This window comes from Ruegeria sp. A4 (genome assembly GCF_056543025.1).
Genome location: NZ_JBQGAW010000002.1, coordinates 362,211 through 386,011 on the forward strand (window position 1 = coordinate 362,211; position 23,801 = coordinate 386,011).

At 58.6% G+C, this 23,801-nt stretch carries 21 protein-coding genes and 1 pseudogene; 10 read left to right on the forward strand and 12 right to left on the reverse strand.

Translation table 11 applies throughout. The features are described from left to right. Positions 1-43: 43 nt before the first annotated feature. Complete coding sequence (locus ACR0E2_RS10890; protein WP_480446420.1) at positions 44-835, forward strand: FAD binding domain-containing protein; 792 nt, start codon at positions 44-46, stop codon at positions 833-835. A gap of 47 nt (positions 836-882) precedes the next feature. Here ACR0E2_RS10890 and ACR0E2_RS10895 read toward each other — a convergent pair. The 3 genes and pseudogenes from ACR0E2_RS10895 to ACR0E2_RS10905 all read right to left on the reverse strand — a co-directional run. Next, positions 883-1,323, reverse strand: a pseudogene (locus ACR0E2_RS10895) (FAD:protein FMN transferase); the annotation flags it as partial. Between the two features lie 320 nt (positions 1,324-1,643). After that, entirely contained in the window at positions 1,644-3,470 is a 1,827-nt protein-coding gene (locus ACR0E2_RS10900) for a BCCT family transporter (protein ID WP_480446421.1), read from the reverse strand. Between the two features lie 425 nt (positions 3,471-3,895). Further along, entirely contained in the window at positions 3,896-4,840 is a 945-nt protein-coding gene (locus tag ACR0E2_RS10905; RefSeq protein WP_480446422.1) for a PDR/VanB family oxidoreductase, read from the reverse strand. Positions 4,841-4,980: 140 nt separating this feature from the next. Here ACR0E2_RS10905 and ACR0E2_RS10910 point away from each other — a divergent pair, with 140 nt between their 5' ends. The 4 genes from ACR0E2_RS10910 (at position 4,981) to ACR0E2_RS10925 (ending at position 8,720) form a co-directional block, all read left to right on the forward strand. Further along, positions 4,981-5,886 carry a LysR substrate-binding domain-containing protein gene (locus ACR0E2_RS10910; RefSeq protein WP_480446423.1) on the forward strand — a complete coding sequence of 302 codons (906 nt, stop codon included), beginning with the start codon at positions 4,981-4,983 and terminating at the stop codon, positions 5,884-5,886. A 103-nt stretch (positions 5,887-5,989) separates the two neighbouring features. After that, complete coding sequence (locus tag ACR0E2_RS10915; RefSeq protein ID WP_480446424.1) at positions 5,990-7,147, forward strand: aromatic ring-hydroxylating oxygenase subunit alpha; 1,158 nt, start codon at positions 5,990-5,992, stop codon at positions 7,145-7,147. A 256-nt stretch (positions 7,148-7,403) separates the two neighbouring features. After that, positions 7,404-7,643, forward strand: coding sequence for a hypothetical protein (locus tag ACR0E2_RS10920; protein WP_171119331.1), 240 nt, complete (start codon positions 7,404-7,406; stop codon positions 7,641-7,643). 45 nt (positions 7,644-7,688) lie between these two features. After that, complete coding sequence (locus tag ACR0E2_RS10925) at positions 7,689-8,720, forward strand: GlxA family transcriptional regulator (RefSeq protein WP_480446425.1); 1,032 nt, start codon at positions 7,689-7,691, stop codon at positions 8,718-8,720. On the opposite strand, the gene ACR0E2_RS10930 is transcribed toward ACR0E2_RS10925, so the two are convergent. The 9 genes from ACR0E2_RS10930 to ACR0E2_RS10970 form a co-directional block, all read right to left on the reverse strand. Then, a complete protein-coding gene (locus ACR0E2_RS10930; RefSeq protein ID WP_480446426.1) occupies positions 8,679-9,242 on the reverse strand; it encodes a sarcosine oxidase subunit gamma in 564 nt (187 codons plus the stop codon). The two genes, ACR0E2_RS10925 and ACR0E2_RS10930, sit on opposite strands and share 42 nt — an antisense overlap. Then, a complete protein-coding gene (locus tag ACR0E2_RS10935; protein WP_480446427.1) occupies positions 9,235-12,189 on the reverse strand; it encodes a sarcosine oxidase subunit alpha family protein in 2,955 nt (984 codons plus the stop codon). The genes ACR0E2_RS10930 and ACR0E2_RS10935 overlap by 8 nt, the downstream gene beginning before the upstream one ends. Further along, on the reverse strand, positions 12,186-12,473 hold the full coding sequence (locus tag ACR0E2_RS10940; protein WP_171364392.1) for a sarcosine oxidase subunit delta: 288 nt from the start codon (positions 12,471-12,473) through the stop codon (positions 12,186-12,188). The genes ACR0E2_RS10935 and ACR0E2_RS10940 overlap by 4 nt, the downstream gene beginning before the upstream one ends. Before the next feature lie 12 nt (positions 12,474-12,485). Then, positions 12,486-13,736 (reverse strand): sarcosine oxidase subunit beta family protein, encoded by a 1,251-nt coding sequence (locus ACR0E2_RS10945; RefSeq protein WP_152460340.1) that lies wholly within the window; start codon positions 13,734-13,736, stop codon positions 12,486-12,488. 213 nt (positions 13,737-13,949) lie between these two features. Further along, the gene (locus ACR0E2_RS10950; protein WP_480446428.1) at positions 13,950-15,194 is read right to left on the reverse strand and encodes a molybdopterin molybdotransferase MoeA; all 1,245 of its coding nucleotides are present in this window, start codon (positions 15,192-15,194) and stop codon (positions 13,950-13,952) included. Continuing rightward, positions 15,187-15,534, reverse strand: coding sequence for a hypothetical protein (locus ACR0E2_RS10955; protein WP_171228819.1), 348 nt, complete (start codon positions 15,532-15,534; stop codon positions 15,187-15,189). The genes ACR0E2_RS10950 and ACR0E2_RS10955 overlap by 8 nt, the downstream gene beginning before the upstream one ends. A gap of 332 nt (positions 15,535-15,866) precedes the next feature. Then, the gene (locus ACR0E2_RS10960) at positions 15,867-17,297 is read right to left on the reverse strand and encodes an NAD-dependent succinate-semialdehyde dehydrogenase (RefSeq protein ID WP_480446429.1); all 1,431 of its coding nucleotides are present in this window, start codon (positions 17,295-17,297) and stop codon (positions 15,867-15,869) included. Positions 17,298-17,378: 81 nt separating this feature from the next. After that, positions 17,379-18,344: a LysR substrate-binding domain-containing protein gene (locus tag ACR0E2_RS10965; RefSeq protein ID WP_480446430.1), complete on the reverse strand. Its 966-nt coding sequence runs from the start codon at positions 18,342-18,344 to the stop codon at positions 17,379-17,381. Between the two features lie 2 nt (positions 18,345-18,346). Then, a complete protein-coding gene (locus ACR0E2_RS10970) occupies positions 18,347-19,120 on the reverse strand; it encodes an aspartate dehydrogenase (RefSeq protein ID WP_480446431.1) in 774 nt (257 codons plus the stop codon). 146 nt (positions 19,121-19,266) lie between these two features. Here ACR0E2_RS10970 and ACR0E2_RS10975 point away from each other — a divergent pair, with 146 nt between their 5' ends. From ACR0E2_RS10975 to ACR0E2_RS10995, 5 genes are all read left to right on the forward strand, one after another. Next, complete coding sequence (locus tag ACR0E2_RS10975) at positions 19,267-20,220, forward strand: dihydrodipicolinate synthase family protein (RefSeq protein ID WP_480446432.1); 954 nt, start codon at positions 19,267-19,269, stop codon at positions 20,218-20,220. A 105-nt stretch (positions 20,221-20,325) separates the two neighbouring features. Then, positions 20,326-20,868, forward strand: a complete 543-nt coding sequence (locus tag ACR0E2_RS10980) for a 3-hydroxyanthranilate 3,4-dioxygenase (RefSeq protein WP_152460347.1) — start codon at positions 20,326-20,328, stop codon at positions 20,866-20,868. A 23-nt stretch (positions 20,869-20,891) separates the two neighbouring features. Further along, the gene (locus tag ACR0E2_RS10985; protein ID WP_480446433.1) at positions 20,892-21,866 is read left to right on the forward strand and encodes a TRAP transporter substrate-binding protein; all 975 of its coding nucleotides are present in this window, start codon (positions 20,892-20,894) and stop codon (positions 21,864-21,866) included. 63 nt (positions 21,867-21,929) lie between these two features. Then, positions 21,930-22,463 (forward strand): TRAP transporter small permease, encoded by a 534-nt coding sequence (locus tag ACR0E2_RS10990; protein ID WP_152460349.1) that lies wholly within the window; start codon positions 21,930-21,932, stop codon positions 22,461-22,463. Beyond that, complete coding sequence (locus tag ACR0E2_RS10995) at positions 22,460-23,719, forward strand: TRAP transporter large permease (RefSeq protein WP_480446434.1); 1,260 nt, start codon at positions 22,460-22,462, stop codon at positions 23,717-23,719. The genes ACR0E2_RS10990 and ACR0E2_RS10995 overlap by 4 nt, the downstream gene beginning before the upstream one ends. Positions 23,720-23,801 lie beyond the last annotated feature (82 nt).

Below are 23,801 nucleotides of genomic sequence, written 5' to 3' on the forward strand. Positions count from 1 at the left end.
CAGATGAAGGGCGGTTCCGCGCCTTTCGGAAAGGAAGAGCGAAATGTACAATTTCGAGTTTGAGAAACCCTCGACCATTGCTGATGCGGTTGCTGCACTGGCCGCCGAGGATGCGCAGGCGTTGGGGGGCGGACAGACGCTGATCCCAACATTGAAGCAACGGTTGGCGGCCCCGTCCAAGTTGGTGTCGGTCAGCGGAATTCCCGAGATGCAAGGCGTTTGCATCGAGGATGACGGATCGGTGTCGATCGGTGGCGCGACGCCCCACGCTGTCGTCGCCCGCGAGGCCGCAGGGTCGTATCCAGCGCTTGCAGCGCTGGCCGGTCAGATTGGCGATCCGGCAGTCCGCAACCGCGGGACGATTGGCGGCTCGGTTGCCAACAATGACCCTGCGGCCTGCTATCCGGCAGGCGTATTGGGATCAGGGGCGACTATCGTGACCAATACGCGCCAGATTGCCGCCGATGACTTTTTCCAGGGAATGTTCACGACAGCACTGGATGAGGGTGAAATCATCACATCAATCCGTTTCCCGGTACCGCAAGCCGCGAGCTACCGGAAATTCCTTCAGCCAGCGTCGCGTTTTGCGCTTGTTGGGGTCTACCTGGCTCGCTTTGCGGACGGCGTACGCGTCGCGGTTACCGGCGCGAGCGAGGACGGCGTTTTCCGGTGGTCCGAGGCTGAACAGGCGCTGAACAAGGAGTTTCGCCCTGATGCCCTTATGGACCTGCGTGTAAACCCGGCAAACATGATTGCGGATCTGCATGGGAGCAAGGCGTATCGGGCGCATCTTGTTTCGGTCATGACCAAACGCGCGGTTGAAGACTGCTTGTAAAGAATTGGTCGGGAAAATCGAAAAGTCCCGGTGTTAACCGGGGCTTTTTATCCTTGCAGCGTCACCACTTTCCCATTGGGGCGTACACAGATCGCGATGCGCTCGCCGGCTGCCCGCGCAAGGGTCGCTGCTATTTCAGCCTCAGAAGCATGACAGAATGCCGTTGAAAGCGCGTCTGCCGTTGTAGCATCCGGTGCCTGGACACTGACCGTTGACCAAAGCGGAGCGTTTTCGCCCATCGGGTCGATTACGTGAGCACTGCCGGACCGCAGACGCATGGCGCCGGGACTGGACGTAGCGATAGCGCGGTCTTTCAAATGCGTGACTTCGACAGGTCCGTACACTGGCTCCGAGACACCCAGCAGCCACTGATGGCTACTTGCATAATACTCTCCGATATTGACCAAAACCTTGCCCCACCCAGCCTTGCGCAAGGCGCGAACGACCAGATCGGTGGCGAAACTTTGAGCGATGCCGTTCAAGGTAAGCGCTAGTCCTTGCCCATAGCACTAAGGCGGCCCTGCAACCTAAGTTGCAACCGCAAGGAAATCGAACTTGGCGGGTGTAGCTGGCGGGTGATTCGGCCCTCGCCGGTCCGGTGTGCAAAATGTCACCACGTCAGCCAAGGGCGACGGACGTACGGGGTATTCGGCCGATCGACAGGGGGCAGGTTTGGTTCGCCGATCAGTGCGGCTTTGGCCTCGGGGTGATATTGGGGTTTTTCACGTCAAAGGCGACGCTTTGCCAAATAAGAACAGGCCGCCCAGATGGGGCGGCCTGACCAGGTTTTATTTCTTTTGCCTACGCGTTACTCGGCTGCCTGCGTGCTGCTGGCAGAGTGCTTGTCACGCTGACTGTCGCGGAACAGCGCCTTGGCCAGCGATACGCACATCAGGCCCATCACCATGGTGAACGGAAGCGCACCGATGATCATGGCATTGCGCAGCGCGTCCATAGGGTTGTTTTCACCCGCCGCCAGGATCAGCGCACCGATCACTGCCGTCAGGATCACACCCCAGATGATGCGGTGCTTGATACCGGTTTCCTGGCTACCACCTGACATGATGGTGTTCATCACCAGAATACCCGAGTCCGCCGAGGTCACCAGGAAGGTCATGATCAGGATCACGCACATGACGTTCAGCATGGACAATAGCCCACCGTCGATCATGTAGGACAGTGTGGTGAACAGCTTGTTGGTGTTCGATGCACCGATGATCGCACCTTCTGCCGCGCCTGCCAGTTCCAGATCGATCGCTGTGCCGCCGAGAACGGTCATCCAGGCAAAACACACCAGCGCAGGTGCGAACACGCAGCCCAAGATGAACTCGCGAACGGTGCGACCTTTGGAGATGCGCGCCAGGAACAGACCCACGAACGGCGAGAACGCGATCCACCATGCCCAATAGAAGGTGGTCCAGCCTGCCTGCCAGCCGAATTGACGACCTTGCTCACCCGCAGCATAAGCGGCGGCCAACGTCGCTTCGTCCAACTCGGCTGCTGCGCCTTCCAGACCGCTTTTGAAGCCGTCGAAGCTGCCCCAGGCGTTGGTCGCGCCTGCCATCAGGTCTGCGGCATGTGCTTGCGCCTCGGCCGGCAGGGCCGCTGCGAATGCTTCGGCCGACAGCGGGCCATAGGCGTTGAAGCTGAGCGACAGGAAGTGCAGGATATAATCGACCATGGCAGTACCATAAGTGGTCATGGCAAAGACAAACGAGCCGAAGACCACGAAAGTGCCCAGCAAGATGATCGACAGCACCAGATTCAGGTTGGACAGGTACTTAACACCCCGGCCAACACCGGATACCGCCGAAATAATCGACAGGCCCATGATGACGACCAAGCCTGAAATCAGACCAACCTTGCTGGGGGTCGGCACCTCGCCGCCCAAATCCATGATCCACTGCATGCCGGTGATCGCATAAAGTCCGTCGATGAACTGGCTGACGCCATAACCGATGGTTACGGAAACGCCGAGGATCGTCGCGACAACGCCCAAAACGTCGACCACGTGGCCGAAAAAGCCGTTGACGAAACGGCCAAACAGCGGAGTCAACGCCGAGCGGATCGTCAGAGGCATGTCGCGTGTGTAAGCGTAGTAAGCCAACGACAGACCGGTCACAACGTAGATCGCCCAGGCGTGGAAGCCATAGTGCAGGAAAGTGAAGCGGTAAGCCGATTGCAATGCCTCAGGTGTGTTACCTTCGACCGCGCCGGAAACGACAACCGGGTTAGATCCCCAAAGGCCCAGCGGTTCTGCTGTGGCGAAAACCATGAGCCCCACACCAAGACCGGCACCGAACATCATGGAGAACCATGAGAAGTTCGAAAACTCGGGCTTTTCCCCCGGCGTTCCCATGATCCGACGACCCGTGGACGGAATGATCGCAACAACGGCCAGGAAGAAGAAGAAAAAACCGACAATGACGATGTAGAAGCTGTTGAAGACCTCCAGCAACTGGCTGTTCAGGCTGCCCAATGTGCTGTTTGCATTCGCTGGGAAAACCAGGGCCCACAGGACCAGCCCGACCATGATGGCCTTGCTGATCAGGGCAATTGGGACGCTGTAGTTTTCATAGAATCCGGAATCAGCCGTTTCTATTTCAACGTCCGTGAAAGGTTCGGGTATCGACATATCGCGCGTTCCTCCTCGAGTGTGTCGTTCTTGTTCTTCTGAAAAAAGTTCTGGAAAACATCGCGTTGCACAACGTGGACAATCATGCACGATGCACAAACCGATGGTGAGTTGTGTTCAGCCCAAACTTGGGCTTGCAGTAATTACGCGTGCTCCCATTACGTCTCTTACTGCAAATTTCCTCCCGATTACTTGCTGCCTGCTGTCATCACCGGTCCTGGTGATAAGTCAGCCTGAGGTTGAATAACGTCGCAGCATCCAAAGTGGTTGTTGGGTTTCCAGTTTCGAAAAACCTATAGCAAGGGTGAGATGTTCTAACTTGAGAATCCGACACTTCGATCACATGAAGCGACCACCGAATTCACTCGATTGCGATGTTAGCGAGAACACTACGGCGCCATGATTTGTTGTGACAACTGCGTCTTTCACAGCTTCAGAACCAGTTTATCGGACTTGGCCCGCGAAACGCAGGTGCACAGGAATTCGTGGCTCTCCTGCTCTTGCGGTGTAAGTATTCCGTCGCGGTGATCGACCTGCCCTGACACTACGTCAACAATGCATGACCCGCACAACCCTTCAGAGCAGCCGAAATCGACCTGCACGCCGTTGCTTTGCAATACTTCGAGAATGGTTTCCTCCTTTCCGACCGGGTAGACCGCGCCGGTTGACTGAATTTCGATCTGAAATTCCGCGTTTGGGTCGTGGTCAATGTCAGAGGCGGGTGCAAATCGTTCAAAATGGATTGCCCCGCCACGCAAGGATGCACCTGCTTCCAAAACAGCATTCAGCATCGGTTCAGGTCCGCAGGTATACACATCCGCACCGACGGGCATCGATTGCATGACCGATGCCAGATCAAACCTGCCGTCTGTGTCATCGCAATGCAAATGATACCATTCCTCCAGCCCAAGGGCCCTGAACTGCGCGTCCATCGCTGCAAATTCTCTTGATCTTACAAGGTAGTAGACCCGAAAATCCTGCCCGCGATTCATCAGTTCCCGCGCCATTGCAATCAGCGGAGTCGCCCCGATGCCGCCTGCGATCAACGTGACATGCCGATCGTGGTTTTCGAGTTTGAAGTGATTCCGCGGCCCGCCGATTTCGACCATCGCCCCTTCTTGAAGCGCGTGCATGGCCACCGAGCCGCCACGCCCTTCATCTTCGCGTTTGACGGCGACATTGATTACACGGCCGTCCTGACTCCAATTCCACAGTGAATACTGCCGCACCAGATCGTCGGCCAGATGGATATCGACATGTGCGCCGGGTTGAAGGCTTGTGAAGCGGCCGTTTTCGATTTCAAAGCAAAAATCGGACGTGTCCGGGCTCAGCCGTGTTTTGCGCACGAGGCGGGCAACTTGTGTATCCATCACACATCCTGTTCGTTCTCGGTCGACTTTGGTCCTGTACCCGATCGCAAACAGCAGGAAAAAACATAGATTTCAATTGCAAAATTTCTCACATTCGGATGAATTAAACTCACCTCTACCTTTTGAGCAACGCAGCAACCATGTCACGACGCCACTATAATCTTCCACCACTCACGACTTTGTCGGCCTTCGAGGCCGCCGCGCGGCATCTCAGCTTCAAAGAAGCGGCCGGCGAACTGTCGGTTACGCCGGGCGCTGTCAGCCACCAGATAAAAGCGCTGGAAAGTGAATTGGGTTCGGCGCTGTTCGTCAGAAAGCACAGGGGCGTGGAACTGACCGAGGATGGCCGGGACCTGTTCGAGGTGCTCGGTTCGTCGTTCCGGCAGATATCGAAGGTGCTTGAAAAGATTCGCAGCGGTGATTCAGAAAATCCGGTGACGGTCGGGTCCACGACCGCTGTCGCGGCGTTGTGGCTTTCTCCGTCGGTCATCCGGTTCTGGCAAGACTACCCGCACGTAAAAGTGAACCAGATGGCGCAAGACAAGCCATTCTCGGACAGACCGGATATCGACTTTTTCATCCGTTACGGTCGTGACGTGAACTCGCAGCTGAACCATACTAAACTGTACCGTGATACTCTGACGCCGGTCTGTAGCCCCGAGATGGCCATGGAACTGAAGGGGGCAAGCCTTGAAGACCTGGTCGAACGTCGCCTGATCCACCTTGAAACGCAGGACAACACCTGGACCACTTGGCCGTCTTGGTTTCACGACCTCGGATATACCGGAGTTGTACCGGTGCAGTCGCGCGTAAACAGCTATGCGTTGGCGTTGCAGTTGGCCCGGAAAGGGGCCGGGCTTGCATTGGGGTGGAAACGCTTGATCCAGCCCATGCTGACATCAGGAAAACTTGTTGCGCTGGAAGAATTCAACCTCCCTGCCCCGAACAACTTTTACCTCGTCGGTCGCCCGGACGACCAACTGACAGAAGGTGCCCTGGCGCTGAAAAACTGGTTGCTGGATGAATTGTCCGGGGGTTCGGTTTAGTCTGCCTCAATCGGCCATGAGGTTTTTTGATATTGAATGAAGCCGGCTCGACCGGCCAATGGGAGTAACGTTCAACACATTCCGAATTACTCAGGAGCAACCGATGAACAAGCATTCAGCGCTTTCGTCTGTTCTGACCCCGGTAAACACCGCCAAGGGCCTGCCGAACGAGCATTATATCGATCCCGATGTCTTCGCCGAGGAACGGCAGGCGGTCCTGTTCGCGAACTGGTCGGGCATCGGTTTTGGCAAGGACATTCCCGAAGCGGGAGATGCCTTTCCGATCGACTTCCTCGGTGTGCCGCTTCTGATGGTGCGCGACCGTGACGGGCAGATCGGCGTTTTCCAGAACACCTGCCGCCATCGCGGAATGATTTTGGTCGACAAGCCGCAGAAAATCCGCGGCGCGATCCGTTGCCCTTATCACAGCTGGTGTTACGGCCTGAATGGCGAGCTGCGCACTGCGCCGCATGTCGGTGGCCCCGGACAGAACACGCATGAAGATCTGGACTTTGCTGAACTGGGCCTGATCCGCATACGTTCCTATGTCTGGCGCGACGTTGTCTTCGTGAATCTGGATGGCAACGCCCCGGAGTTCGAAGAGGTCCATCGCGAATTGATGGAACGCTGGAAAGATTTTGAACAGCCCATGTATCATGGCGGTGCCGGCGCGTCTGTCCGGCTCGAGCTGGAGTCGAACTGGAAACTGGCGGTCGAAAATTTCTGCGAAAGCTATCACCTGCCCTGGGTTCACCCGGGTCTCAACAGCTATTCGCGTCTGGAAGACCACTACAACATCAATGAACTGGGCAAGTATTCGGGTCAGGGCACCTACGTCTATCGGCAGTTTGAAGGTCAGAACGGCGAAAAACTGGGTGACTTCCAGAATCTGAGCGAAAAGTGGAACGAAGGGGCGGAATACATCGTCGTGTACCCGAACACCTTGCTGGGTGTTCAACGCGACCATGGATTTGCCTTCATCATCGATCCGATCACGCATGAGCGGTCGAACGAAAGGATCGAGCTATACTACGCCAAAAAACCGGAAGACGCACCCGAGCACGAAGCGTTGCGCGCAAAGAACGCGCAGCTTTGGAAAACCGTATTCGAAGAGGATGTGTTCGTGGTCGAGGGCATGCAGAAAGGCCGTCATGGTGTCAAATTCGACGGCGGCCGTTTCTCGCCCGCGATGGATGGCCCAACGCATTGTTTCCACCACTGGGTGGCCACTCAGATCGAAAAAGCCCGTGCCGAGGCATAGGCGGCTTTCCGGCCGGATCATGGGCTGAGGACGCCACGGATGCGCCCTGCTCGGTCATTTGCAATCAGGAACATCGCAGATGCAGGCGATGTTCCGCGATCGCGCAAAGACGCGTGCGGATGCGTGTGATGGGTTCATCACGTGCCGGTCCGCATCGTTGACGGCGCTGGGAAATCAGGATTCAGGCGCGATAAGGTAGAAAGCGTATGATTGCGTACAGACCAACTCACTTCGCGTTTCCGGTAAGAGGCTGACCTTGGATCTGCAAGAACTCGACAAGCACCTGTTGCAGGCTCATGCGGATAATGATGTGCCTGCGCTGATCCGGCTCTACCACGAGGCAGCCGACCGGGCCGAGCAAAATCAGGATCTCGACGCCGCTTGTTTTTACCTTACACATGCGTTTGTGTTCGCGCTGGAATACGGCGCGCCCGAAGCGGATGAGTTGAACCGAAAACTATACGAACGCGGTCGCGCCCATCGTTTGGTGTTCTGACGAAATCGGTGTAGTTGGGGTATCGTGCTGGCAAAGAGACAAAGCATGACCCATTTCACCTTTCTGTGCCTCGAAGATTTTCCGCTTGCTGCCCTGTCCATGGCCATCGACCCGCTGCGCGTGGCCAATGAGATCAGCCGCAGCGATGGTCTTGGCTGGACTGTCGTTTCGGAAGATGGACAACAGATCATGTCCAGCTCACGCCTCAGCATCAACCCTGACAAGGCATTGTCCGAGGTGGAGGAAACCGACGTCGTGCTGGTCTTTGCCGGGGCCTCAGCCCGGTTGAAGGATCGCAAGGCTTCGGGCGGAGCGCTGCGACGGCTTTTGTCCCGTGGCGCGCGGATCGGTTCGGTCAGCGGCTCACTTTTTGCGCTGGCGGAAGAAAAGTTCTTCGATGGTTACAGCTGTAGCGCGCATTTCTGCTATACCGCTGCTTTGAAAGAACAATTCGACAGGGTGAACCTGTGCGAAACGCTCTATACGATAGATCGCAACCGAATGTCCTTTGCCGGGACTTCAGCGGTTTTTGAGTTCATGCTGGGCGTGATTTCGGACGAGGTGTCCGATGCGGTTGCCGTCGAAACGGCCTGCTGGTTCCAATACGCGACTTTGCGTGATGCCGATACGTTGCAGGTTTTGCCGGGCTACAGCAAAAATCAGACCCGCAATGCCCTGCCGCGCCCGGTTCGGCGGGCCATCGAGTTGTTTGCAAACAACATCGAAAACAAGATCTCGATCGAGCAGGTTTCGAAACGCGTTGGCATGTCCATCCGGCAATTGGAGCGGCATTTCAAGAAGGAAACCGGGATCAGCCCCGGCGGCTACTATCGCAGGCTGCGACTGGACGCGGCGCGGCAGAAACTGCTTTACACCGACCAGCCTTTGCAGGAAATCGCGCTTTCGGTCGGGTATGACAGCGCCAGTTCGTTTTCAAGCAACTATCGGCGCGAATTCGGTCTGCCGCCGACTCAGGAGCGCAAGGACCGAAGCCGCGGCGCCAGACACGCGGCATTGTCCTTTGGGCACCGTCCTTCACAGGGCCCTGGCCACCTCGATCAGCATATGGTGAACTGAAATCGCATAGCTGCGTGGCGCGTAGATCGAAAAATCCGTTCCCGCTTCATTGCAGCGCAGCAGGCACCCCACATGGTGGATCGCGGTGCGGTTGAAGGCTCCGGCCGGCATCTGCTCGACATCCAGAACGGTCAGACGTTGCAGCAAGCCTGTGGCGCCCTGCCCGGTCATGTCGATGCGTGTGAACGCGTCCGACTGATCGGTCACTGACGCTATGCCGGCCAGTTCGGTTTCCAAACGCCTGGCCAGCGCCAACGGGCCTGCAAAAGCTTCTTCGCACAGGTACTGATCCGGGCCCAGCCAGTGCAGGCTGCTGGTTTCGCCCTTTTCCCACCGCCCCGCCTCAGGCACCGGGGTTCCGCAAACGGTTTGAAGTTTGGCTTTGACGGTTTCCTCCTGTCCCAGCCGGGCCGAGACGGATGCCAGCGCCACATCTTCCCGTTCCTGAAAGGTCAGAGTTCCGACCACGTCCCGTTTGGGTTCACTGCCGCCAATGGCGGTCTTGGCAACAAAATCACGCACGGAGCCGTTCTCCTTCGGGGTCAACGAAATGCGCGCTGACAAGCGTCGCTTTGATGTTGGTGTCATCCACCGGGCTGACAATCTGCACGGTGTCGCCCAATCGCTGCGTCCCGCGTTTTACAAAGGCCAGGCCGATGCTGCTGGACAGGTGCGGCGAATAGGCAGCCGATGTGACATAGCCCAGATCGTTTTCCGGCAGGTGTGGCGCATCCTCGTCGAACACATGGCCACCGGCCAGCACGGTATCGGCATTGTTGACCGGCTGAATGCCGACCAAAGCCAGGCCATCCGGATCGGTCAGTGCTTCGCGTGCGCTGAGCGTCGCACCGATACTGTCTTTCTGGGTTGAGACCATGCGCCCCATGCCCAGATTGTGGGCGCTGGTGGTTCCGTTCAGTTCGTTTCCGGTGGCATGGCCCTTTTCAATCCGCAGAACGCCAAGCGCTTCGGTGCCATACGGCGTTACGCCAAAGGGCTCTCCAAGCGCCATCAGATGTCGGATCAGCGCGTCACCGTACCTGGTAGGCACAGCCAGCTCATAGGCCAGTTCGCCCGAGAACGAGATGCGGAACAGCCGCGCCGGGATCCCCCCGGCAATGGTCACCGTGCCACACGCCATAAAGGGAAAACCTTCGTTGCTGATGTCATGGCCGTCATCAACGACCTTTTGCAGCAACTCACGGGATTTCGGGCCCGCTATGGCATATTGTGCCCAGGCGTCGGTGGTCGAGATCATCTGCACATCCATGTCCGGAAACAGGCATTGATGCACGAACTCCATGTGGCGATAGACTCCAACCGCGTTTGCGGTAGTGGTGGTGACCACAAAGTGATCCTCGGCAAGGCGGGCGGCGGTGCCGTCATCCATGGCTATGCCGTCTTCGCGCAGCATCAGGCCATAGCGGGTTTTGCCCACCGGCAGTTTGGCAAAGCCGTTGCAATAGATCTTGTTGAGGAATTCCGCGGCATCCGCGCCCTGGACGTCGATTTTGCCCAGCGTGGTCACGTCGCAGACGCCGACACCGCTGCGTACAGCCAGAACCTCGCGATCCACGGATTCGCGCCAATGGGTCTCACCAGCCTTGGGGAACCATTGCGCACGCAGCCAGGGGCCCACCTCGACGAATACCGCGCCCTGTTCTTGGGCCCATTGGTGGCTGGGCGTCAGTCGCGTAGGTTTGAATTCTTTTCCGACCGAGCGCCCGGCCCAGGCCCCCATCGCCACGGGCGTGTACGGTGGCCGGAAGATGGTCGTGCCGGTTTCGGGAATGCTCTTGCCGGTGATCTCGGCCATCACGGCCAGCGCGCCGACATTCGCGGTTTTGCCCTGATCCGTCGCCATGCCAAGGGTGGTATAGCGTTTCAGATGCTCGACACTGCGAAAGCCTTCCTGTTCGGCCAGTTTGACATCCTTGACGGTCACGTCATTCTGGAAATCCAGCCAGGCGCGGCCTTTGCCGGGCACATGCCACAACGGGGTGATACGGATCTCATCATCCTCGGCTTTCGGCAGGTCGACCGGACAGGCCCTGATCCCCAGCCCGTCAAGCGCCGCAAGTGCCGCATTGGTGCCCGAGGCGATCGCCCCGTGGCTGGTCAGGTTGCCCGCGGCGGCACCGGCGACACTCATACCCTTGGGCAGTTCGACAGGTGGGATGAAGGCTGCAAGCGGTTCGAACCATTGCGGGCGGCCGCGCTGATGGCATGTCAGTTGCACATTCGGATTCCACCCACCCGAAACGCCCAGACCACTTACTTCGATGGGGCGGGTCTGACCATCGGCCATCTGCACGGTGATCGATTTCAGCCCCAGACGGCCCTGCGTGTTCGTGACCTGCGCCCCGGCCAGCAATTCACATTCGGCAATGCGTGGTGCATCGTGGCGCGGGTCGATCACGGCAACAACTTTGATCCCGGCTTTGATCAAATCCTGTGCGGCGCGGTGTCCTTCGTCATTGTTTGTGAAGATCGCCACGCGCTGGCCCGGTGTCACAGCCCAGCGGTTTGCATAGGCCCGCATCGCGCCCGCCAGCATTATGCCCGGTCGGTCGTTGTTTTCGAAAGCAATCGGACGTTCGGTAGAGCCGGCACAAAGCACCGTGTGCTTCGCGTAGATGCGCCACAGAATCTGGCGTGGTTTCCCCGCCTCGGGCACCGCAAGGTGATCCGAGACCCGCTCAAGCGCGCCGTGAATGCCGTGATCATAGGTGCCGAACACGGTGGTGCGCGTCAGAAGGCGCACATTGTCCATCGACGCCAGTTCTCCCAGTGTCTGCGCGACCCAATCGGCATTCGAAATGCCCTCGAACCGGTCACAGTCAGACAACAGACGCCCACCCATCCGGCTGTCTTCGTCCGCCAGAATGACCCGCGCGCCAGACCGCGCCGCCGTCAACGCCGCGATCAGGCCGGAAGGACCGGCGCCGATAACCAGGACATCGCAATGCAAATAGCCCTTGTCGTAGATATCCGGGTCGGCCTCCTGCGTCAGGCTGCCCAGACCGGCCGCCTTGCGGATCATCGGTTCATAGAGCTTTTCCCAGAACGCCTTGGGCCACATGAAGGTCTTGTAATAGAAACCCGCCGTCAAAAAGGGCGAAAGCCGATCATTGATCGACAGCGCATCGAAGGCGAGCGAGGGCCAGCGGTTCTGCGATGTCGCCTCGAGCCCATCGAACAGTTCGACCGTGGTCGCGCGTGTGTTGGGCTCCTGCCGGTTGCCTGTGCGCAGCTCGACCAGCGCGTTGGGCTCTTCCGAGCCCGAGGCCAGCACACCGCGTGGACGGTGGTATTTGAACGAACGGCCAACCAACCGCACGTCATTGGCCAGCAGCGCCGAGGCCAGCGTATCACCCTGATAGCCTTCGTAGGATTTGCCATCGAAGGTAAAGCGCAGCTTTTTGGACCGGTCGATCAGACCGCCCTGCAAACGATTGTTCTGGGTCATTTTCCCCGTCCCGTCTTGCGGGCTACATCCCGCGCCAGTTCTGTTGCCAGAATTTCATGGGTCAGCGTGTCGCGTGTCACAACCAGCCACGAGCGGTCGCCCTGCTCGTGAAACCACAGCTCTCGGTGGGTTCCTGCCGGGTTCTCGCGCAGGTAGACATAGTCGTGAAACTCGGCGGCGGCCGTGTCGGATTGCCAGTCGGGCCGATTGATCAGGCTCGCGTCGCCCAGATAGGTGAATTCGGACGCGTCTCGCGGGCCAAGCAGTGGATGATTGATGATCATGTGCGGGCCTCCTCAGTGCAGGTTGGGCTGTGCGCCCACACCTTTTTCGTCAATCATCCGGCCGGTTCTGAACCGGTCCAGCCGATAGGCAGTTGCAACGTCATGCGGTCGGTCGGTGGCCATCAGATGCGCGAAACAAAAACCAGATGCTGGCGTTGCCTTGAAACCGCCGTAGCACCAGCCACCATTGAAATAGAGCCCTTCAATTCCGGTGTGATCTATGAACGGCGAACCATCCATCGACATATCCATCACGCCGCCCCACATCCGCAGCAGGCGCGCGCGACCGATCATCGGCATCAGGGACATGCCGCCTTCGGCCACGTCCTCGACCACGGGCAGGTTGCCGCGTTGCGCATAGGTGTTGTAGCCATCGATATCGCCGCCAAAGACCAGACCGCCCTTGTCCGATTGGCTGACATAGAAATGACCGGCGCCATAAGTGATCACTCCGTCAAGCACCGGTTTCAGCCCTTCGGTCACAAAGGCCTGGAGCACGTGGCTTTCGATCGGCAGGCGCATCCCCGCCTGTGCCATCACGCGCCCGGAAGACCCGGCAACCGCCACGCCCACCTTCTTGGCGCCGATGTAACCCCGTGTGGTTTCAACGCCCAGCAGTTTTCCGTTTTCGATGCGGAACCCGGTGACTTCGCAATTCTGGATGATGTCGACCCCCCGTTGATCCGCGGCACGGGCATAGCCCCAAGCGACACCGTCATGACGCGCCGTACCACCGCGGCGATGCAACAGACCGCCCTTGATCGGAAAGCGCGCATCGTCAAAGTTCAGGAACGGATACATCGCACGAACGCCCTCTGCATCCAGCAGTTCCGCCCCAGAGCCGGTGAACATCATCGCGTTGCCACGACGACGATACGCGTCACGCTGCGCGTCCGTATGACAGAGGTTCAGAATACCGCGCTGACTGACCATCGCATTGTAGTTCAGGTCCTGTTCAAGATTTTCCCACAGTTTCAACGACAGCTCATAGAATGGCTGGTTGCCATCCAACAGGTAATTGGCGCGAATGATCGTTGTATTGCGCCCGACGTTGCCGCCACCGATCCAGCCTTTTTCCAGAACCGCCACCCTGGCGGCGTTGTGTTCCTTGGCCAGATAATATGCCGTCGCAAGGCCGTGACCGCCGCCGCCGATCACGATGAAATCATAGCTTGATTGAGGCTCGGGATCGCGCCAAGCCGGTGTCCAGCCCCGGTGCCCTTTCAAAACCTGCCGCATGATCGCGAGTGCCGAATACCGCATGAATATGTGTCCTTAACCCTCAGTGCGCCGAAGCATCATGTGCTGCCGGGAAAGCCCCAGTCACGACGTAATCCGTCACGGAGTTTATCGGTTGCGACAATTTTCAGGCCGGTGTTGGGATTGATTGGCGCGCGATCTGGCAGTTTTCCGGGTGCCCTCCATGACCGCGGCGTTGAGGTTGCAGGATAAAAAGCAACGCACCTGTTGCGGGGATCAGAACCTCAACAATTCAATCGTATGCCCGGCGGGCAGGTCTTCGATCTCGGCCGGTATGATCGCCAAACCGTCTGCCTGCGCCAGCAAGGCAACACGGCCACTGTAGGAGGGCGCCATCAGACGTACATTGGGAAGGCCACGAGGCGAGGTGCCGTCAATCTGGACCGGACGATATTCCTGCCGACCCGCGCGACGTTGCACGGGTTCGGCCAGCACGGCCTGAACAGGTATCTGAGGTCTGTGGCACAAGCCTGCGCGCCGCGCCATCATCTGCGACCCGATTATCTGCCATGTCACATAGGCTGACACCGGGTTGCCGGGCAGACCAACGTAAAGAGCGCGCCCGCGCCGCCCGAACATGACCGGTTTACCGGGCTTCATCGCCACTTTCATGACATCGGTTTCGCCGCCGATCGCGGCGAAAAGCCGGGGCATGTGATCTTCATCCCCCACCGACACGCCCCCGGTCGTGACGATGAGGTCCGAGGCATCGCATGCCTCGCGCAGAACCTGTTCCAGGCGGGTCGAGTCATCCTCGACCGGTCCCCGGTCGGTCAGTTCGATCCAGGGTTTTTGCAACAGCGCCAGCAGCATATAACGGTTCGAGTTGTAGATTTGGCCGGGGCCGAGGGGTTCGCCCGGTTGACGCAGCTCGCTGCCTGTCGAAAAGATCGTGACCTTCAGTTTTCGAAACACCAGGACGTCGCCATACCCGGCGGATGCCAGCGCGGCCATCTCGCGCGGTCCAATTTCACAGCGGCGTCGCAGGATCGGCCCCCCCGCACAAAGATCTTCCCCCGCGCGCCGGATATGCTGGCCGGGTTTCGGGCGGCGGCTGAAGCGAATCCTGTCGATCAGAAGATCGCAATCTTCCTGCATCAGCACGGCATCGAGTTCAGGCGGCACCGGAGCGCCCGTGAAAATGCGCAAAGCACTGCCTTCGGGGGCATCATGGTCGCCGCAGTCACCCGCGGCCACGCGCCCGGCGATGGGCAGCTCGAACACCGGCCCGTCACCCAGATCACCGGTGCGGACGGCATAGCCATCCATGGCCGAGTTGTCGAAGGCAGGCATATCGACCTTGCTGGCGCAATCCTCGGCCAGAACCCGGCCTATAGCCTGTTCCAGCGGCAGAATCTCGGTTTCGGCAACAGGATCGGCGACGGAAAGACCGCGCTCAAGGGCGTCGTCTACAGTCAGATACATGTGGGCGTGGCGGTCACAGGCACATCCATCAGCCATTTTGAGTCTCCGAAAATAAAAAGCGTTCTGCAAATCCCGGCTGTTCGTCCGGATCGGGATTGGGCAGGTCGGCCTTGAATTTTTCCAAATCCCAGCTGGGATCAGCAACGACCGGCAGCGTACCCATGCCATATCGACCATGCGCGGCGCGACCCATGCCGTCATCAGCTTCTTGCTCGGACGACAAATCCGGCTCGGGTTGGCCGCAAAGCTCAAACACGCGCGCGCAGTCAGAGTTCATGCCATGGGTGGACGTTACGGTGGGCAGCCCCGCCAACCTCTCGAAGCCCACGGTATCCCTGGCAGGGGTTGGTGCAGATAGCGTCAGCCAAGTGTTCATCCGTCCCTCCGGAGCTCAGGCCGCCCGGCGGGACCCCCCCGCAGGTCAGCCGAAACGCTGATCATCACCGGCAAAAGGACGCGATGGTTTTTGTCGCACGGTCCGGCCAGAAATTCCTGGCCAATGGACAGCAAGGCGGGTTTACTGTCATTGACATAGGTCATGATCCGCGTTCGGGCGCCCCATCAGGAAGGGCACATTGCCGCCTCTGTCGATTCCACAGGTATTGAAATCGCAACCGCAGCGCTGCGCTGGCCCTTTGGTCGGTTTCGAAAGGAAAAAGGCCGGCTTGGTCGCGAAAAAGTCGACAAGTGCAGGTGTCGGGGTCTTTTTCAGCAGATCTCGGCCGAATGCCAGACGTTCTTGACCGTCATGTAATTCTCAAGGCCTTCGGTTCCGCCTTCCCGACCATAGCCACTGGATTTCACGCCCCCAAAGGGCGTTTCCGGCATCGATGCTTCAAGCGTGTTGATCGACAGATTGCCGACCTCGACCTCGTCAATCAGACGGTCGATGTAATCCGCCCGATTGGTGAAAGCGTACCCCGCCAACCCGTAGGGAACTGAATTCGCCAGAGCGATCGCCTCATCCAGCGAAGCCACCGGGTTGATCACCGCAACCGGTCCAAACGGCTCTTCGCGCATGATCCGCGCCGCTTCAGGAACGTTCAATAACACCGTGGGTTCAAAGAAATATCCCCGCTCACTAAGCCGCGATCCGCCTGTGGCAAGCGTTGCCCCCTGTGCCACTGCGTCTTCAACCAGCTCGGACAAGGCTGGAACGCGCCGGTCGTTGGCCGTTGGGCCCATTTCAACGGTTGCTTCAAGCCCATTGCCGACGACCGTGGCCTTGGCCCTTGCAACAAACCCGGCCGCATAGGCGTCAAAAATACTCTCATGCGCGAAGAAACGGGTTGGCGAAGTGCAGACCTGACCGGTATTGCGCATTTTGCGGACCGCGCCTGAAACGGCCGCCGATTGCACATCCGTATCTTCGCAAACGATGACCGGCGCATGGCCGCCCAACTCCATGAGCACTCGGGTGTCGTGTTGGGCCGCCAAAGTGGTCAAATGACGCCCGACGGTTGTCGATCCGGTGAAGGCCACCAGGCGAACGGGGTCCTGCGGGATCAGATGGCCGGATATCTCGGATGGTTCACCGAACACCAAATTCAGAACCCCTGCTGGCAGACCGGCATCTTCGAATGCTTTTGCTATGTGCAAAGCGCCGGCAGGCGTTTCTTCTGCCGCTTTCAGGATCACCGAACACCCCGAGGCCAAAGCACCGGCGATTTTCCGGGCAGGTTGGCTCATGGGGAAGTTCCACGGCGAAAATGCCGCGACAACGCCGACAGGCTGGTGATGAACTGCGAATTTGTGACCCTGCGCCGCCGGAATGATCCTGCCATAGGTCCGCATCGCCTCGCCCGCATCCCATTCAAAGAACTCGGCGCCGCGAATGACCTCCAGCCGGGCCTGCTTCAGAGGCTTGCCATGTTCCAGAGTAATGGAATGCGCGATTTCTTCCTGCCGCTGACGCATGAGGGCTGCCGCCCGCAGGATCGTATCCGCGCGTTCCCGCGGCGATGTGCGGCGCCACAGTCTAAATCCTTCGACGGCCGCTTGTAGCGCGTCGTCCAGGTCTTTCACCGATGCGCAAGGCAATCGCCCGAGTTCTTCCTCGGTTGCCGGGTTGACAACCGGGATATTGCGCCCGGTTTTTCGCCACGTGCCGCCAATGAACAGCCTGAGCTCTGGATACATGAAACCGGCGCCTCCATTTGCCTTGATTTTTGATCGCGCGATGCCTCGCATGAGTTCAAGCGCATTGCGCGAATACGGATATCAAATTGGCGAATATCTGGTCTGTCTGCTCTGCGCCGCCCGATGCAGCGCCGTTTTGAAAGCGCGCCCCGCAGGCGACAGATCGTCGTCGGCACGGAAGGACACTCCAATCGGCCCCTGTCCGAACGGAACCTCCCAGGCGAGCTGGGCAAGATGGTTGTTTTCGATGTCCTGGACGACGACCTCGGCAGGCATAAGGCCGATCAGGTCGCGGGATTGCAGAAGCGCCCGGTTCGTCAGGTAGGACACGGATTCAATGGCCACCGGTGGCACATATTGCTGCTGGCCGACGAAAAAATGATCCGCCTGACGTCGCAACGTGGTCTCTTGCGGGGGAAGAATCCAGCCAAACGGCTTGGTTTGCGCAAAGGTCACGGCGTCCCGCCCTGCCAGCGGGTGTTGAGGGCCGACAATGGCCAATATCCGATCCTCGAACAGTTTTTCCTGTCGAATCTTGTCGCGATGCCGGTGCGACGGCAGGCGTCCTACAACCATGTCGATCTCACCCGACAGCAGCCGGGGCATGAGCACCTCGTTGGTCCCTTCACTGATCTTGACTGCAACGTTCGGGCGGTCTTCCAGCAGCAGTTCAATGGCGGCGGGTAGCAGGCTGGTTGACGCCGCAAGCAACGTGCCCACCACGACACGGCCGGAATTTCCTTCGTTCAGATCATCCAGTTCCTGCGCGGCATTGGAAACCTGAGCAAATATCAGCTTCCCGTGACGTATGAGAGTTTCGCCAAAAACCGTTGGCACAACGCCTCGGTTGGTGCGCGTGAACAGCTTGACTTCGAAATCCAGTTCAAGATCCTGAATCATCTTGGTTGCCGCTGGCTGAGATATTCCCAGCTCACGCGCGGCATTCTGAATGTTCCCATGCGCGCCCACCGCAACCAGCAGGCGCAGCTGCCGCAGCTTCAGGCGGGTCAAGGCGCGGTCAACGATGCGAGAGTGACGCCCAACCATGGCTACAGCACAATCGGCTTGCAAAGCTGATCCAGCTTGGACAGCACGCTCATGGCCGCAAGCGCCGAGCTTCGCGGGTTGTCGGGCAGCGCGGTGCCGCTGATCCGGAACTGAAACGTGCCGAAATCGCCTTCGGCCTCGACCTCGTGAATGTTCTTGTGGATCGTCGGATCGGCGATCAGACGAACCTGTGTGCTATCGAACCCCACACCCGCCAAGGCGACGGCGGCGGCGACATTTGCGTTCTTGGGGTAAGCCAGCGCCGCCTCGCGCGCGGAACCCTGAAAATGGGTTTCAGCCGCGGTGATATTGCCGAGGTCAAGACTGTGTTCGGCAAGGGATCCCTTCCATCCCGCCGGCGGCTTGCGCCCCACATATGTGACGGACTTGAGCGGCCCGACCGCTGCGGCGCCGAGACAGTCCAGCCCGCCTATGGCACCGCTTGCCAGATGCAGCCGCGCCCCGCCCTTTCGCGCGGCCCTGTCCAGCCGGTCACTGACCTGCTGATCCGCAAGTGCGCCGGCAGAGACACTGATGATATCCAGCCCTCGTGCCAGAATGTCCGGACCCAAACCGGCCAATGCCTCGTGCCCCGCGCAATCCAGAACCATTTCGATTCCGGCCGGCAGGTCATCAACCGAACCGACTGACTTGGGCGATTTTGGATCAACGCGGTGTGGTCTGACCAGAATGGCTGCCAACTCATGCCCATGTTCTGGCAACATGCGCTGCACAAACTGCGCGATTGCGCCGGTTCCGATGACTGCGATCTTCATGTCTGGACCCTAGACCAGCATTGAAAAAATCTGAATTGGTAAGTTGGTGGTATATTTTTTTCAGATATCCATTTCCCTGAAATGACACTGGACCGACCCGCCTGGTGTGTTTTGTTCCTGTTGAAGCCACGGGGACCACGTTGGAAATGAAATACTCAAAACACGACGCGAAGGCCTATGCCCGCGAACATATGACTGGGATATGGGCAGCGGCGCTGAACCCGTTCAATGATGACCTGTCTCTGGATGAATCGGGACTGCGCGCCAACATCCGCCATTGGATCGACGATCTGGACATCCAGGGCCTTTTCGTCGCCGGCAAACAGGGCGAGTTCTTTTCGATGAGCATCGAAGAGCGCAAGCGCAACTTCGAAATTGCCGTTGACGAATGCGCAGGCAAAGCCGGTGTAATCGTCTCGGTCTCGGACCAGAACATGAATACGGCCTTGGACCTGGCGCATCACGCCCAGAATTGCGGCGCGGATTACATCGTTCTGCACGCGCCGGTTCTGAGCTTTATGCAGGATCGCGGAGAGGTTTTGTACCAGTACTACAAGCGTTTTTGTGACGAACTGGATATCGGCATCGCCATGTGGAGCCATCCAGACAGCGGCTATTTGATGCAACCCGAAGAATGCGCCCGCATTGCGGATTTACCCAATATCGTTGCGATAAAATACTCGGTCCCGCGCGAGATGTACGTGAAGCTGACCCATATGGTGGGCGACAGGATCCATGTCTCGACCTCGGCTGAACATGAGTGGCTGGACAACATATTGGAACTGGACTGGAAGCTGTATCTCTGCTCGTCCCCGCCCTATCAGCTGCAAAGCAAGGTCGATCAGCGAATGAACGAATACACGCGTCTGGCCTTTGCGGGAAAGGCCGATGAAGCGCGGCGTGTCTTTGACAGTCTGAACCCTGTCCGCGACGCGATGAAACGCGCGCGTCCTGCGGGCAAACCCACTGCATTCGGAAAGCACTGGCAAGAGTTGCTGGGTCAAGTCGGTGGCCGTGTACGCCCGCCGATGCTGGAACTGACCGACGCGGAAAAAGCGATCATTCGCAAAGCGTTCGACGAATGCGGGCTGCGCGTCTGAGCTGGGTGAGGCCCGGCAGTATAAGGAAATCGGATAGCGAGATGCTGATAATTTCTTTGCGGTCATGGAAAAACGCGCCAAACTTTCCGAGATAGGGAGTGGGACATGTCAAAACTGAAAGCGTTCAACTTTAAGGCCTGGATCGACGAGCATCGCCATCTGCTCAAACCGCCCGTAGGGAATCGTCAGGTTTGGGAAGACGCCGATCTGATGGTCACTGTTGTGGGTGGTCCGAACAAGCGAACCGATTACCACGATGACCCGGTGGAAGAATTCTTCTACCAGCTTGAAGGCGACATGGTGCTGAAAATCTATGACGGAGAGGAGTTCTATGATGTTCCGATCCGAGAAGGCGAGGTTTTTCTGCTGCCTCCGCATGTACGCCACTCGCCACAGCGCCCTCAGGAAGGCTCGATCGGGCTTGTGATTGAACCCAAGCGCCAGACCGGAGAGCTGGACGCCATCGAATGGTATTGCTTTGAATGCGGATCACTGGTGCATCGAGCGGAAATGCAGCTAAAGTCCATCGTTGATGACCTGCCTCCGGTTTATCAGAAGTTCTATGCCTCGGAACAAGACCGCACCTGCCCCAATTGTCAGGCTGTGCACCCGGGAAAGGAACCGCCCGAGGGCTGGGTCACGTTGTAAAACAAGATCAAACAGGGGAAGTAATGAGACATTTTGCAAAAATCGCCGCCTCTGCGGCTGCGTTGGCATTGGCGTCCGTGGCCGCTCACGCCGAAGAGTTTCGGTTGGGTCTGATCACGCCGCCACCGCATATCTGGACCAAAGCCGCCGAGGCGTTTGGGGCCGAGTTGAATGAGGCCAGCGGTGGCGCACATTCGGTATCGGTCTTCCCGGCCCGCCAGTTGGGGAACGAGGCCGAAATGCTGCAACAATTGCAGACCGGCGCGTTGGACATGGCTTTCATGACGGTGGCCGAAGTATCCAACCGCGCGCCCGAGTTGGGGGCATTCTATGCGCCCTATCTGGCAGATGATATTGGACACGCGGGGCGCATCCTGCGATCCGGTACGGCCAAATCCATGCTGGAACCCTTGCCGGGGCAGGTTGGTGTCGTTGGACTGGGATATGGGATGGCCGGATTGCGCCAGATCGTCAGCCGGGGCGAGGTTTCCTCCGCCCAAGATCTGTCGGGCCTGAAGCTTCGCATCACGCCCTTCACACCGATCCTGGATTTCTACAACGCGGTGGGTGCTGCACCCACGCCCATGCCCTTGCCTGCCGTCTATGATGCGCTGGCCAATGGTCAGGTCGACGCCATCGACATGGACGCCGAGCTGATCTGGGTTCTGAAATATTACGAACACGCCGACACGATCGTGCAGTCGGATCACATGATGTTCCCGATGGTCGGGCTGGTATCGGCCAAGGTCTGGGCTGGTTTGTCCGAAGAAGACCGAGCAATGATCGCGGAACTCATGGCCAAGCATGTCGACAGCACCATTGATGCCTACGTTGAAAACGATGCCAAATGGCTGGAGCAGATCGAGGGCACTGGCAAAGCCTACAAAAAGGTCGATGCCTCGTTCTTTGGCGACGCCATCGAAGAGTGGAACGGGATCTGGTCTCAGAAGACCTCTTCCCTTGACGCTTTACGGCAGACTGCGGCAGAAACAAAATAACGAAAACGGCATGACGAAAGGGGCGCGGCTCGATCCTGCGCCCTTTTTCACGGGAGAACAGCGATGTTGTATCGGCTGTCGGCAGGCTTGGCGCGGGTCGAGTTGTGGTGCGCTGCCTTTCTGGCAGTCTGCATTACGGTTCTGATTTTGTTGAATGTCGTGACGCGAACGGCGGGCAACGCCCTGTTCTGGGTTGATGAGCTGGCGATCTACGCGATGGTCTGGATGACCTTTCTGGGCGCGTCTTCCGCATTGCACCATCGCAGTTCGGTGTCGATCTCCATCGTTTCCGACAATGTGCCCGAACGCGCGAAACGATTGATCCGCAAGGGTGTGGACGTGGTCGTGTTTGCATTTTCCCTTGCGATGCTGTGGTTCTGCTGGCGCTGGTTCCTTCCGCTGGACATCGCCAGCAGCGGATTTGACGTGGCGGCGTTTCAAGGTCAGACATTCAATTTCATCTACGCCGAGCCAACGCTGACCCTGGGCCTGCCAAAGTATCTGTTCTGGTTGGTGATGTGGCTTTTCGCACTGGGCGCGACGCTGCATTCCACCATGCATCTGCTGAGCCCCCCGGGCAAAGGGGCACAGCCATGAGCCCAATCGTCTTTCTCGCCACTCTACTTCTGTCCGTGCCCGTGGCGATCGTGCTGGCGATCACGGCCATCTGGTACATCTGGGAAAGCGGCAACACGGTTCTTTACGACAGCTTCGCGCAGAAAATGTTCGGCGGTCTTGAGAATTACGGCCTGCTGGCAATTCCTCTGTTCATGTTGACCGGAGAATTGATGAACGAAGGCGGCATGACCCGGCGCCTGGTCGCGCTGGCCCGGGTGTTTGTCGGCGGGTTTCGCGGCGGGCTGGCCTATATCAACTTGCTGGCAAACATGTTCATGGCGGCCATCATCGGGTCTGCGACGGCGCAGATCGCGGTGATGTCGCGCGCCATGGTCCCCGCGATGGAGGAGGAGGGCTATGACAAGGGTTTCGCCGCTGCCACGACGGCCGCAGGCGGGCTGCTGGCTCCGGTCATCCCGCCGTCGATGATGTTTGTCATCTTCGGGGTTCTGGCTCAGATCCCGATTGGTGACATGTTCATTGCAGGAATCCTGCCCGGTTTGATCCTTGCCGGGGCGTTTGCATCGGTCATCACCCTGATCGGGTGGTGGCAGAACTTTCCGAAAGGGCATTGGATGACGCGTACCCAAGCCGTCCAGGCCTTGATCAGCGCGGCCCCTGCCCTGCTGATCCCGATGTCGATCATAGGCGGCATTCTGTTCGGGATCGCCACACCGACCGAATCCGCCGCAATCGCGTCCCTGATCGCGTTTCTGGTGGGTTGGTTGGTTTACGGGGACCTGAAGCCGAGCAACCTGGCACAGATGTTCAAACGCACGGCGGCAAACGCCTCGATGATCCTGTTCATGATCGCGGCCGCCAGCGTGTTCGGCTGGGTCATCATCTATGAGGAAATACCACAGCAACTGGCTGGGTTGATCACCTCGATCACTTCGGACCCGTTCGTGTTCCTGCTGATCGTGAATCTGGCGCTTTTGCTGGTTGGAATGGTGATCGATGGCATCGCCGCGATCATCCTGATCACTCCGATCCTGCTGCCGATTGCAACCGGTTCATACGATATCAGCCCCTATCAGTTCGGCATTGTTGCCTGCCTGAACCTTGTGCTTGGGCTGCTGACGCCCCCGGTCGGGATCGGATTGTACATCGCCTCATCCATGAGCGGCACATCGCCCGGTTCGATCCTGAAATCGCTTTGGCCTTTCCTGATCGCGGTAACTTTGGTGTTGCTTCTGCTCAGCTATTACCCAAGCCTGTCAACGCTGCTGATCTGAACCAGATGCGTTTGCAGGCGTATTCCGTCGCAGACATGGCGCCGGAAATCTCGCTCTACTTAACGGCGCCCGTCAGCTAAGC